Here is a 12,628-nt window from a genome sequence, read left to right as displayed (position 1 = left end):
CAGCCCGCCGGGTGCTGCCGCTTCAGGCGCACAGTCGCGGGCGGTTACTGTCCTGCCGTGGGGCCGCTAGGACACCTTGCGCTTGCGGAGCGCCAGGAGTCCGGCGGCCAGGAGCAGCAGGGCCAGGGGGACCAGCGATCCGTCCCAGCCGGTCTTGGCGAGGCCGGTGTGGGCAGCGCCTCCGTTGGCAAGGGCGGCATTACCGGCGGCCGTGGTGCCGCGGGGGACCGATACGGTACCGATTGCCCCGCTCACCGCGGTTGAGCCGGCCGGTGCTGCCGCGAAGCCCTCTGTTCCTGTATCACCGGCGCCACCGCTGGAGTCGCCGCCCGTGATGTCCGAGCCCGGGGTGCTGGTGCCGGGATCCATCGTTCCGGGATCAGCTGTTCCCGGGTCAAGGGTTCCGGGGTCAAGGGTTCCGGTGTCGCCCGTGGTTCCGTCACCCGGGGTGGTGCCGGGATCGGAAGTTCCCGGCGTGCCTGTGGTGTTGTCGCCGATGAGCCCGATGCCGAGGTCGATGCCAAGGTCGACCACAGCATCCAGGCCGCTGCCGTCTGCTGTCCCGGCGCCCACAGCAGCACCAAGGTCCGCGCCTGCATCGATGACACCTGCCGTGTCACCGTCCGTGACAGCCCCGAGGGTGATGTCGAGGGCTGCGTCCACCGTGCTGCCGGCACCGGTGGCGTCACCATCGGTGAGGCCGCCCAGGCCCAGGCCTGCGGCTGCATCGACCGCGAGGTCTGCCACGGTGCCGTCCGTAGTCCCGGTGCCGGTGGTGCCGAGGCCGAGGTTGACGTCTGCTGCCGCTGCCAGGTCGGTGGTGCCGGTGGTTGCGGGGTCGGTGGTCGTCGCGGTCCCGAGGCCGAGGTTGACGTCTGCTGCCGCTGCCAGGTCGGTGGTGCCTGTGGTGGCAGGATCAGTGGTGGTCACTGTGCCGAGGCCGAGGTTGACGTCTGCCGCGGCTGCCAGGTCGGTGGTGCCGGTGGTTGCGGGATCAGTGGTGGTTACAGACCCGAGTCCGAGGTCCACGGCGGCACCGACGGCGAGGTTCGCCGTGGTGCCGTCCGTTGTTCCGGTGGCGATGGCGGCGGGATCAGTGGTCGCCACAGTCCCCAGTCCGAGGTTGACGTCCACTGCGGCGGCGACACCTGTTGATCCGGCCGGCGTTGGGTCACCCAGCAGGCCCAACGACGTCGAGTCAGCGGGTGCCGCCGCCGAGATAAGGGCGGAGGCGGAAAGATCCGTCCCGCTGGTGGTGTCCGCCGCGTTGGCGGTGGCGCAGCCGAAGGCCAGGAGGCCGCCGGCAAAGAGGGTGCTCAGCAACCCCCTGCGAAGGGTGCAGTTCATGGTGTTTACTCCTGAAATAGTTGAGTGTCCGGGCGCTGGACAGCTGCCCGTAAAGCCGCGTGCTGCCCTCGGGAGGGCAGAGGGCCTCAACTAGTCAGGGGAAGAGCCGGGGTCGAACGACACCGGCGCAGGGGCATGCTCGGAGGACCGGTCGGCGCGAACACTTCCGGCCCGGTCAAAATCGAAGTCGAAAGGGTCGAGCCACGCAGCGGCAGGGGACGCTCCGCCCGCTGATCCTCCGCTGCCCGTGCCGGACGCCGGGGCTGCCGGAGCCTGGGCACGCAGGGGCAACGTGTCCGGCAGGGGCTGCTCCTGGACGGCGCCAGCCGTCACGGATTCCCCGGACTGCGGCGCCGCCGTATGGGCCAGGATGCCCGCGCCCGCGGCTTCCATGAACGCGCCGGGGTGGGCTGCTGGTGCCGTGGATGAGACTTCAACAGCCTGGTCAGATTCCGGGGCCGTGTTCATGGCACCCGGCGCATCGTCCACGGCTGCCGGTTGATCCTGCGCGGGAGCAGGGACCACCTCGGCGGGAACGTCCACTTGCACGGCATCCAAGGGCGGGACGGGCAACGGAACAGTTCCGGTCAAAAGATCTGAAACCGGTTGGAGCACAGGCTCCAGGACCGGAACCGCCTCGGCTGCAGGGGCTGCGACTTCCTGGGCTACACCGGCAGCCACGGTATCGGCCAGCTCAGCAAGGGGAGCCGAGACCTCTGAAACCGTTCCGGCCGGAACCACTTGGTCCACCACGGGAACGGCGGCAATAAGGTTGTCCGCGAGGCCGGCAACCGGCGTTACGACAGGCTGCAGCAGCCCGGGGGACGCGGCTGGTCCAGCCGCCGACCCGGCAGGGGCCGGTGAAACCGCAGCTGCAAGATCCTGGCTCAGGGAAGACACCGAACTGGTGGCGCCGCCGAGCAGTGAAGTGGAATCGGTGCCGGCATCGGCAGTTGCAGCCGTAGATGAGAGAGTCAACCAGGTGGCCGCGGCTGCTCCTGCCAGGAGCAGTGGGCGCAGGGCATGCCATGGCGAACTACTACGAGCCATGCGTACCACCCCCCAGTGACCGGCGCAATCGATGCTTTCTAAATGCTAAGACTGCTTATCGCCTGAAGTCCAGCATTCACTAAAGGGAATTTACAAATGCCGGACACGGGCGCAGAAAACTGTCAAGGCAGAATCGGGCAGCCACAGTGGTGTGACCAGCGGGCCAAAGCTGCCCGCCGCCGTCGAACGCAGCCTTTGATGATCCTGCTAGTGGCTGTCGTTGGGGTAGGTCACGCCGAGCTGTGCGCGCACACCGTCGAAGAGGCGCATGGTGTTCAGGGTGTCCTCAAGCGGCATGACCGGACTCTCAGTCAGCCCCTGCTGGACACACCTCATCACCTCGCGCAGCTCGTAGGCGTAGCCCTTTCCCACGACGTCGAAGGTCTCCGTCCGGCGGTCCTCCCACCCCTTCGCGATGACCAGTTCGCGGGGGTTGTTGATGGAGCCCACGCTTTGCAGGAAGCCCAGGCTGCCGGCCACCGTGGCAGTGCGGGGTCCGTGGGCCAGCAGGGAGGAGGTGAGCTGGACCTGGGCGGCGTGGCCGTAGCCAAGGCTCAGGGCGTTCTGCGCATCGACGCCGTCGTCGTTGACGAAGCCCGTGGCGCTGACGGTCTGCGGGAAGCCAAGCGTGCCGAGCGCCCACAGGAGTGGGTACACGGACAGATCCAGCAGTGCGCCCCCGCCGTCCTTCCGGGCCCACAGCCTGGCGGTGGGGGAGTACGGTGCCGGGAACCCAAGGTCAGCGGTCACCCAATGGATGTCGCCCAGCTCTCCGGAAGCAGCGATGTCGAAGGCACGCTGCATCGAGGGCAGGAACCGGCTCCAGACCGCCTCCATGAGGAAGAGCTTCCGGCTGCGCGCCACCTCGATGAGTTCCGCCGCTTCCCGGGCGTTGATGGTGAAAGCCTTCTCGCACAGCACGTGCTTGCCGGCGTTGAGGGCGGCGAGAACCATCTCGTGGTGCTGCGCGTGCGGGGTCGCGACGTACACAACATCCACGGCGTCATCGGCCAGCAGCCGCTGGTAGCCGGGCACCCCGCCGTCGTCCCCGTACGCCTTGGAAAAGTCGTACGCCACGGCGAACGCGTCCGCGGTGTCCTGCGCCCTGGAACTGACCGCATACAGCTCGGCGTCATCAAGCAGCGCGAGATCCTGCGAGACGGCGCGGGCAATGCTGCCCGTGGCGATGATTCCCCAGCGCAGGGGAGCCCCGGTGGCGGACCGGGGATCCTGGTTGGGCTGGCTGGAAAGCCACGGCTTTGCGATCGGAGCAGTCATAGCTGCAATCCTGTCACAGGGCCGCCGGACGGCCCCGGAATTCCGCGCCCCGTGCGGTGGCTGGCAGCGGAAAGAGGCCGACGGCGGGAGGACGCTTTGGGCGTTTCCCCCGCCGCCGGCCCTGCCGGGCCCGGTTTCTCCGGGTCAGGCCGTGGCGGCGACGGCGCTCCGTCCCCGGACCGGCTCTTCCGTCAGCTGGCCCTGCTGCAGGCGGAACCGGCGGTCGGTCTTGTTCGCCAGGACCCTGTCGTGGGTGACCACCAGGATGGTGGTGTTGTGGTCGCGGCTCAGCGAGTTGAGGAGCTCGATGATGTGGTCGCCGGTCTGCTCATCCAGGTTGCCGGTGGGCTCGTCCGCCAGGATCAGTTTCGGCTCATTGGCCAGGGCGCGGGCAATGGCCACGCGCTGCTGCTCGCCGCCGGAGAGCCTGTTGATCCGCCGGTCGTGCTTGGACGGATCAAGCTGGACCTGTTCCAGCAAGTCCTTGGCGCGCTGCAGCCGCGCGGCCTTGCGGACCCCGGCGAACTCCATGGGCAGCATGACGTTGTCCACGGCGGACAGGTTGGGGATCAGGTTGAACTGCTGGAACACGAAGCCGATGTCCCTGCGCCGGTATTCCGTCAGCTTGGTGTCCGGCAGGCTTGCCAGGCTCACGCCGTCCACCACGACGTCCCCGCTGGTGGGTTTGTCCAGCGCACCCAGCAGGGACAGCAGGGTGCTCTTGCCGCTGCCGCTCTTGCCCACGATGGAGGCCAGGGTGCCCTGCTCCAGGACAAAGCTGACATCGTTGACCGGCTTGATGGTGCGGTCACCGGAGTTGAAGGTGCGGACCAGGTTCTTGACTTCAATCATGGCTATTCTCCTCGCAGGACTTCGATGGGACGGATGCGCGCGGTAAGCAGCGCGGGTACCAGGGCGCCGATAATGGCCACGCCGAACACGGCGGCGATGCCACTGGCGATCACGCCCGGCGATGCGCTCGCGGTGACCGAGTTCAGGAGCTGGGAGGCGCCGCCGAAGGGGCCGCCCTGGCCGCCCGGGAAGCCGCCCGCCCCGCCGGGGCCGCGGCCCGTGCTGGCAGTGGTTGTGGTGGTGTTGCTGCTGATCAGGGCGGACGCGATGCCGCCGCTGGCGAAGGATGCTATGGCTGCGCCCACTGCGCTGCCCAGGGCCGCGAGGACCAGGGCTTCGAGGACGAACTGCAGGCCGATGGTGCGGTTGGGTGCGCCGATGGCTTTCAGGACCCCGATTTCGTGGCGGCGCTCGCGGACCAGCATCACCATGATGAGCAGGATGATCAGCCCGGCGGTTCCGAGGGCGGCGATGAAGGCGATGAAGGAGATGTTCTTGACGCTGTCCAGGGAGCTGACGGCGGTCTGCAGGTTCTGCCCCTGGGTGACGTCTGCCTTGTCGGTGCCGAGGGCGGCCTGCAGGGCCGTCTTGGTGGTCGCGACGTTGTCCATCGAGTTGACCGTGACGATCATGCTGGACAGTTCACCGGGCGTCCCGGCGAGTGTTTGGGCCGTGGGGAGGGTGACATAAACAGCGTTGTTGCCGAAGGCCGTTCCGGCGTCGAACAGTCCGGTTAGCGTGTAGGTCTGGTCATTGATGGTGAAGGTGGAGCCGACGGATAGGCCGTTCTTCTCCGCCAGGGTGGTTCCCAGCAGCGCCCCGGTGGAGGCTGCCGAGTAGTCGCCCAGCCCGGTGCCCTGGGTAATGTTCAGGGTTTTGCCGGTGGTGTCCACTTCAGCGCCGATACCCGTGGCGGTGATCGGCAGCGACCGGACCGGCTGCTGCGTGCTTCCGGTGGATCCAGTGGTTCCGTTGGCCTGCTGGTTGCGGTTGCCCAGGGTGCCTGCGTCCACCGCGGCGGTAAGGCTCGTGGTCAGGGTCGCTGCGGCCTGGCCGCCGGGGCCCGCCTGCCCGGTTTGGCCGCCCGGTGCGGTTTGTCCAGCCTGCGCCGTTTGTGCTGCGGCAGCAGCCGCGTTCCGCAGCCGCAGGGATGAGGTCCCGACGACGGCGCTGACGTTGGGGACGCCGGCGGCGGTGGCTGCCTGGTCGGCTGTGAGCGGCTCTCCGCCGCCTTCGAAGCCTTGGCCGCCGGCGGGGTTGACGGTCAGGACGGTGCCGACGGAGGCGTTGAGCTCCTGCACTTTCGCCCCGACTGCCTGGTTCGCCACCAGCATGGCCAGTGCCAGGCCAATGGCGACGGCCAGCACCGCAACAACAGCTGCGGTGCGGACCTTGTTTCTGAAGGCATTGCCTACGCTTCGGGCAAGGACGCTCACGTTACTCCTATGGCTCAGGTGCCGGCGCGGGAGGCCGGCTTCCCATCAACCCTCGCCGGGCATCCTGTGCCGCAATCCGGCCGGACCTGTGTTTGGCCTGTGAAGGATGTTGCTGTTGAGGCAGGACGCAGGAAAGCCCGGTCCTGTTGAAGGACCGGGCTTTCCGCTTGCCGGGGTTTACCCGGCGTTACCGACTGTGTTACTTGGTGATCGGGCCGAGTACGGGATCGTCCGTGTAGGCCGTCTTGACGTTGGCCGAGGTCACGATGACCGGCTCCAGCAGGTAGGCGGGAACAACCTTGTTGCCATTGTTGTAGGACTTGTCGTCGTTGACCTCAGGCTTCTTGCCGGCCTGCAGGTCCTTGACCATGGTGATGGCGTGCTCAACGAGCTTGCGGGTGTCCTTGTTGATGGTGGAGTACTGCTCGCCTGCGATGATCGACTTGACCGACTCAACCTCGGAGTCCTGGCCGGTGACAACCGGGATCGGCTTGCCGGCAGCCTTGACCGAGGTCAGGATTGCGCGGGCCAGGGTGTCGTTGGGGGAGAGGACGCCGTCCACGTTGGCGCTGGTGTAGCTGCCGCTGAGCAGGGTGTCCATGCGGCGCTGGGCGTTTTCAGCCTTCCAGCCCTGGGTCACGGCCTGCTCGAAGCTGTTCTGCCCGGAGACGACCTTCAGGGTGCCGTCGTCGATCTTGGGCTTCAGGACGCTCATGGCACCGTTGAAGAACACCTTGGCGTTGGCATCGTCCGGGGAACCGGCGAACAGTTCGATGTTGTACGGACCAGTGGGCTTCTTCGCCTTCATGCCGTCCAGCAGGGCCTGGCCCTGGAGCACGCCGACCTTGAAGTTGTCATAGGCCACGTAGTAGTCCACGTTGTCCGTGTTCAGCAGGAGGCGGTCGTACGCGATGATCGTGGCGCCGGCGTCCTTGGCCTGCTTGAGCTGGGTACCCAGCTGGGAGCCGTCGATGGCGCCCACGATAATGACCTTGGCACCCTTGGTGACCATGGCGCTGATCTGGTTCTGCTGCTCCGACACGCCGCCGTTGGCGAACTGGACGTCAGCCTTGAACCCGGCACCGTTGAGGCCGTCGTTGAACAGCTTTTCGGCCAGGACCCAGTTTTCACTGGTCTTCTGGGGGAGGGCAACGCCGATGGAGGACTTTTGGTCGAATCCCGTGGCACCGGTGCTGGACCCGCCGGACGGCTCCGAGCGGCCGCAGCCCGTCAGCGCCAGTGCTGCGATGGCAGCTACCGCTGCGGCCTTTCCTGCTTTACCAAACATTCGCATTGTTGGTTCTCTTTCTTTGAGTGATGGAACGGTATTCAGGCTGCAAACTTCAGGCTTCCCTGGCGATCGCTTCCTTGGTGGAGGTGGTTTCGTCGGGCTGGATGGGGCTGCTGGGTCCGCCGGAGGGACGGTTCATGTTCCGGGTCAGCATGCCGATGATGGAGCGTTTGCCCTGGGACTTGTTGTAGACGTCGAAGGCGACGGCGATCAGGAGCACCAGGCCCTTGATGATCTGGGTGAGGTCGGCGCCGACGCCGAGGAGCTGCAGGCCGTTGTTGAGCACTGCCATGACCAGGCCACCAATGATGGAGCCGACCACGGTACCCACACCGCCGGTCACTGCCGCGCCGCCAATGAAGACGGCGGCGATGGCGTCCAGCTCCCAGCCCACGCCGTCGAAGGGTCCTGATGCGGTGGAGCGGCCCACGAAGATCATGCCGGCCAGGCCGGCCAGGATGGACATGTTCATCATGACCAGGAAGTTGACCTTCTTGGACTGGACGCCGGAGAGTTCGGCCGCATGCCGGTTGCCGCCGACGGCGTAGACGTGGCGGCCCAGGATGGTGCGGGAGGAGATGAAGCCGTAGATCAGTACCAGCACGGCCAGGATTAGGCCGGGGATGGGGAACGAGGTGCCGGGACGGCCGGTGGCGAAGAGGTACGTGGCGTAGAGGATGGCGGCGCAGATGAGCACCAGCTTCAGCACGGTGACCCACATTTCGGGGACCTCGGCGCCGAGCGCCTTGGCCCGGGCCCGGGAGCGGAGTTCGCCCACCACGACGAAGACCGCGACTGCGACACCCATCAGGATCGTGAGGTTGTTGTAGCCGGTGTCCGGACCCACCTCGGGCAGGTAGCCGGAGCCGATGTACTGGAAGTCGTTGGGTACGGGAATGGTGTTGGACTTGCCCACGAACTGGTTGAAGCCGCGGAAGAGGAGCATGCCGGCCAGCGTCACGATGAAGGCGGGGATGCCCACATACGCGGTCCACCAGCCTTGCCAGGCGCCGATGACCGCACCCAGCACCAGGCCCAGCAGGACGCCTGCCCACCACGGGATGCCCCAGTCGCGGATGGCGAGGGCGACGGTGACGCCGACGAACGCGGCGACGGAGCCGACCGAGAGGTCGATGTGGCCTGCGATGATCACCAGCACCATGCCGATGGCCAGGATCAGGATGTAGGAGTTGCCGTTGAAGAGGTTGATGACGTTGCCGGGGGTCAGCGTCCGGCCTTCGGTGGCGAACTGGAAGAAAATGATCAGGGCCACGAGGGCAAAGATCATGCCGAATTGGCGGGTGTTGCCGCCAAACAGCTTTTTGAGGGCGTTCATGGTGTCAGTCCTTGTGTCCGGAAGGTTCTGGATGGGCCAGAGGGTCAGGCGGCTTTTCGGGTGGCGGAGGTCATCAGCTTCATCAGGCTTTCCTGGCTGGCCTCGTCTTTGTTCAGGACACCTGTGATGGCGCCTTCGAAGATGGTGTAGATGCGGTCGGACAAGCCCAGGAGCTCGGGCAGTTCGGAAGAGATGACGATGACTCCCTTGCCCTGGTTGGCCAGCTGCTGGATGATCCCGTAGATCTCGTATTTGGCTCCGACATCGATGCCGCGGGTGGGTTCATCCAGGATCAGCAGGTCCGGGTCGGTGAACATCCACTTGGCCAGGACCACCTTCTGCTGGTTGCCGCCGGACAGCTTGGCCACGCCTTCCTCCACGGAGGGCGTCTTGGTGCGCAGTGACTTGCGGTACTGCTCGGCCACCGTGAACTCCTGGTTGGGGTCAACCACCGAGTTGTGGCTGATCTTCTTCAGGGCGGCTGCCACGGTGGTGGTCTTGATGTCATCGAGGAGGTTCAGGCCCAGGGTCTTGCGGTCCTCGGTGACGTATCCCAGCCCGGCGTCGATCGCCTGGCGGACGTTCTTGAGGACCACTTCCTTGCCGTCCTTGTAGATGTGGCCGTCAATGAAACGGCCGTAGGAGCGGCCGAAGACGGAGCGGGCCAGTTCGGTGCGTCCGGCGCCCATGAGGCCGGCGAACCCTACGATTTCTCCGCGGCGGACGTAGAAGTTGGAGTTCTTGCAGATCAGGCGGTCCTGGACGTTGGGGTGGCCCACGGTCCAGTTCTTGACCTCGAAGAACACCTCTCCGATCTTGGGGGTGTGGTCCGGGAACCGGGATTCGAGGGTGCGGCCCACCATGCCCTTGATGATGCGGTCCTCATCCACGCCGTCCTTCTTGACGTCGAGCGTCTCGATGGATTTGCCGTCGCGGATGATGGTGATGGAATCGGCGATCTGCTCGATCTCGTTGAGCTTGTGGGAGATGATGATCGACGTGATGCCCTTGGCCTTCAGGCCCAGCATCAGGTCCAGCAGGTGCTGTGAATCCGATTCGTTCAGGGCTGCGGTGGGCTCGTCCAGGATGAGGATCTTCACGGACTTGTTCAGGGCCTTGGCAATTTCCACCAGCTGCTGCTTGCCGACGCCGATTTCCTTGATGGGGGTATCGGGGTCGTCCCGCAGGCCGACCCTGGCCAGGAGGTCCAGGGACCGCAGGCGGGCCTCGCCCCAGTCGATGATGCCGCGCTTGGTGGGCTCGTTGCCCAGGAAGATGTTCTCCATGATGGACAGTTCGGGGATCAGCGCCAGTTCCTGGTGGATGATCACGATGCCGGCGTGCTCGCTGGCCCTGATGTCCCGGAACTGCTGGACCTGCCCCTGGTAGACGATGTCGCCGTCGTAGCTTCCGTACGGGTACACGCCGGACAGGACCTTCATGAGGGTGGATTTGCCGGCGCCGTTTTCGCCGCAGATGGCGTGGATTTCGCCTGCCTTCACCCGGAGGCTCACGTTCGACAAGGCTTTAACGCCGGGAAATTCCTTGGTGATGGACCGCATCTCGAGAATGACCGGGTCCGCGTGCGTGGTCTGGGACGTCATGAGCCCTAACCCTCCAATGCAATGACTTCTTTGTCCGGCCGGCAAAGCGCAGGGCCGTCTGAACCAAAAGTAAACTGGATCACAGCTATTGTCGTCAAGTCTTTAACGCAATTGCTGGATAACGAAATGGTCTACGCCTTGCGGATCCCGGCGTGCTGGAACACCAGGGCGGCGGCGCCAAGCGCCTCCGCCCGGTCCCCGAGCGAGGACATGGTGAGGGTTGTCGTCTCGCCGATCACGGGCACTGCATGGCGGATCAATCCTCTGCGGATGGGGTCCAGCAGAATGTCGCCCAGGCCCGCCAGGGGCCCTCCCACCACGATGACCTCAGGGTTGATCAGGTTGGCCACATTGCCCAGTGCGCGGCCCACGGCCAGTCCGGCATCGTCCACGACCCTAAGGGTGGCGGAGTCGCGGTTCAGGGCCTTGCGGACAATGTCGGCCGGAGTCATCGGCGGGTCTTCGCCGCGGCTGAGGAGCTCGATCATGGTGGTGGTGGAGGCGATGGTTTCCAGGCAGCCGCGGTTGCCGCAACGGCACACCAGGCCCTGCTCATGGATGGTCGCGTGCCCTATTTCGCCGGTGATTCCCACGTTGCCGTAGTAGGGGGCGCCGTTGAGGATCAGGCCGGCACCGATGCCCGATCCGATCTTCATGAACATCAGGTTGCTGACCCCGGAGTGCTGCCCCCACGTCACCTCGGACCAGGCGCCGAGGTTGGCGTCATTGTCAACAAAGACGGGGATTCTCAAGGTTTCCTCAAGGTGCTGGAGGATGTTGATGCCTACCCATTCGGGAAGGATTGCGCCCTGGGCCACCGTCCCTGTCCGGCGGTCGATGGGGCCCGGAATTCCGACGCCGGCGCCCACGACCGAGGAGCGCTCCACCCCGCTTTCCCGCAACAGTTTCTCCAGGAGCGCCACCGCGGCCTGGATGCCGTCATCCGCCTGGTGGCCCAGGGGGAGCATTATCGATTCTTCGGCGATGACGTGGTAGCTGAGCGAGGCGAGGACCACCCGCAGGTGCCGCCGGCCGAAGTCGATGCCCACGGCCACGGCGCCGTTGCTGTTCAGCCGCACGTTCAGTGCCCGCCGCCCGGAGCTGGTGATCGGCTCGGTGGATGCCAGACCGGAATCGAGCATGATCTTGACGATGTTGGAGACGGTGGCGGTGGACAGCCCCGTCTGCCGGGCCAGTTCCGCCTGGGTGGACGGGCCGCCCATCAGGGTCTCGATAATCCGCTGCTGGTTCAGCTGCCGCAGGGCGGACTGCGATCCGGGATTTTTAGGTTTGCTCCTCGTTGAGCGCGTAGTTGCGGACATGCTAAGAAGATTGCCCTACCGCTGCGCTTGTAGTCAAGAAGTTAACGCATGGCTGCGTCGAATGCAGTTGGGAACGGTACGCAGGGCCCACGCCGGATCCCCGTGCATTCCGTCCCGGCATGCCTGCGGGTGGGTCCAAACGACCCGTCATCCGCCGCCTGCGGCTGGCTAGGCTGGTAGGCGGAAACAATCCAGCCCAGCCCTGTTCCCGTGGCCGGGCATGAAGAAGGTGGTAATGATGCTGCTCTCCGTCCTGCAGGCGAATGCGGTGGTCCTGGATATTGGGGCCAACCTGCGCACCGTGGACGATGCCGCCCGCTGGGCCGCGCAGGCCGGTGCCGACGTGCTGCTCACGCCGGAACTGTTTCCCGTGGGCTATGCCCCGCTGCGGCTGCGCAGCGAACTGGATCCGGCGGCCCTCCCCGCCATCCGCGCCCGCCTGGCGGACACCGCGCGCCGGCACAGGATCGCGCTCGTCTACAGCCTGCCCGTCCCGGTGCGCACTGAACCACCATCCGCCGGTGCGGCCGGATGGCACATTTCAGCCACCCTGGTGGACGCCCACGGCATGGAAATCCTCAACTACGCCAAGGTGCACCTCTTTGGCAACGAGGAACGCGAGGCATTTGTCGCAGCCGCGGAACCTCCCGCCGTCGTGGATTTCCACGGCATCCCTACCTCACTGCTGATCTGCTACGACATCGAGTTCCCCGAGGCCGCACGGGCGGCTGCTGCCCGGGGTGCCGAGCTGCTCCTGGTGCCCACCGCATTGTCGGCCGGCTTCGAGGCAGTACCGCAGGTGCTTGTCCGCGCCCGTGCGCTGGAAAGCCAGCTCACTGTGGCGTACGCCAACCACTGCGGAAGCGAGGACGCCTACGCTTTTGGGGGCGGAAGCGTGGTGGCGGGGCCCGACGGGACGCTCCTCGCCGAGGCCGGCGATGCCCCGGCGCTGCTGTTTGCCGAGGTGGGCACGGAGGCCGTCCGGGCAGCACGCAATGCAGTCCCGTACCTGCGGGAACGCCGGCCCAGGCTGTACCGGGAGTGGGAGGCAGCCCTGCTGCGGGAACCGGGCCACCCTGGGGGCATCGGCGCCTAGCCGCTGCCCGTCAGCC

10 protein-coding genes are annotated in these 12,628 nt (G+C 66.1%); 1 reads left to right on the top strand and 9 read right to left on the bottom strand.

From position 1 onward, the window contains the following. Window positions 1-66: 66 nt before the first annotated feature. The 9 genes from BACI349Y_RS13830 to BACI349Y_RS13790 all read right to left on the bottom strand — a co-directional run bounded on the left by BACI349Y_RS13830 (window position 67) and on the right by BACI349Y_RS13790 (window position 11,516). Complete coding sequence (locus tag BACI349Y_RS13830; protein WP_159632594.1) at window positions 67-1,347, bottom strand: hypothetical protein; 1,281 nt, start codon at window positions 1,345-1,347, stop codon at window positions 67-69. Window positions 1,348-1,437: 90 nt separating this feature from the next. Continuing rightward, a complete protein-coding gene (locus BACI349Y_RS13825; RefSeq protein ID WP_159632593.1) occupies window positions 1,438-2,397 on the bottom strand; it encodes a hypothetical protein in 960 nt (319 codons plus the stop codon). A gap of 207 nt (window positions 2,398-2,604) precedes the next feature. Continuing rightward, window positions 2,605-3,675 carry a Gfo/Idh/MocA family protein gene (locus BACI349Y_RS13820; protein ID WP_159632592.1) on the bottom strand — a complete coding sequence of 357 codons (1,071 nt, stop codon included), beginning with the start codon at window positions 3,673-3,675 and terminating at the stop codon, window positions 2,605-2,607. A 144-nt stretch (window positions 3,676-3,819) separates the two neighbouring features. After that, complete coding sequence (locus tag BACI349Y_RS13815; RefSeq protein ID WP_159632591.1) at window positions 3,820-4,527, bottom strand: ABC transporter ATP-binding protein; 708 nt, start codon at window positions 4,525-4,527, stop codon at window positions 3,820-3,822. A 2-nt stretch (window positions 4,528-4,529) separates the two neighbouring features. Beyond that, window positions 4,530-5,963, bottom strand: a complete 1,434-nt coding sequence (locus tag BACI349Y_RS13810; RefSeq protein WP_159632590.1) for an ABC transporter permease — start codon at window positions 5,961-5,963, stop codon at window positions 4,530-4,532. Between the two features lie 199 nt (window positions 5,964-6,162). Beyond that, window positions 6,163-7,257, bottom strand: a complete 1,095-nt coding sequence (locus BACI349Y_RS13805; protein ID WP_159632589.1) for a substrate-binding domain-containing protein — start codon at window positions 7,255-7,257, stop codon at window positions 6,163-6,165. 49 nt (window positions 7,258-7,306) lie between these two features. Next, window positions 7,307-8,590, bottom strand: a complete 1,284-nt coding sequence (gene mmsB, locus BACI349Y_RS13800) for a multiple monosaccharide ABC transporter permease (RefSeq protein WP_159632588.1) — start codon at window positions 8,588-8,590, stop codon at window positions 7,307-7,309. A gap of 44 nt (window positions 8,591-8,634) precedes the next feature. Next, window positions 8,635-10,194, bottom strand: coding sequence for a multiple monosaccharide ABC transporter ATP-binding protein (gene mmsA, locus BACI349Y_RS13795; RefSeq protein ID WP_159632587.1), 1,560 nt, complete (start codon window positions 10,192-10,194; stop codon window positions 8,635-8,637). A gap of 131 nt (window positions 10,195-10,325) precedes the next feature. Further along, on the bottom strand, window positions 10,326-11,516 hold the full coding sequence (locus BACI349Y_RS13790; protein WP_159632586.1) for an ROK family transcriptional regulator: 1,191 nt from the start codon (window positions 11,514-11,516) through the stop codon (window positions 10,326-10,328). 235 nt (window positions 11,517-11,751) lie between these two features. Here BACI349Y_RS13790 and BACI349Y_RS13785 point away from each other — a divergent pair, with 235 nt between their 5' ends. Then, entirely contained in the window at window positions 11,752-12,612 is an 861-nt protein-coding gene (locus BACI349Y_RS13785; protein WP_236560834.1) for a nitrilase-related carbon-nitrogen hydrolase, read from the top strand. The last annotated feature ends 16 nt before the right edge of the window (window positions 12,613-12,628 follow it).

The sequence above is a fragment of the Arthrobacter sp. 8AJ genome (assembly GCF_902506025.1).
Lineage (GTDB): Bacteria > Actinomycetota > Actinomycetes > Actinomycetales > Micrococcaceae > Arthrobacter.
This window is presented reverse-complemented; position numbering and strand designations above follow the sequence as displayed.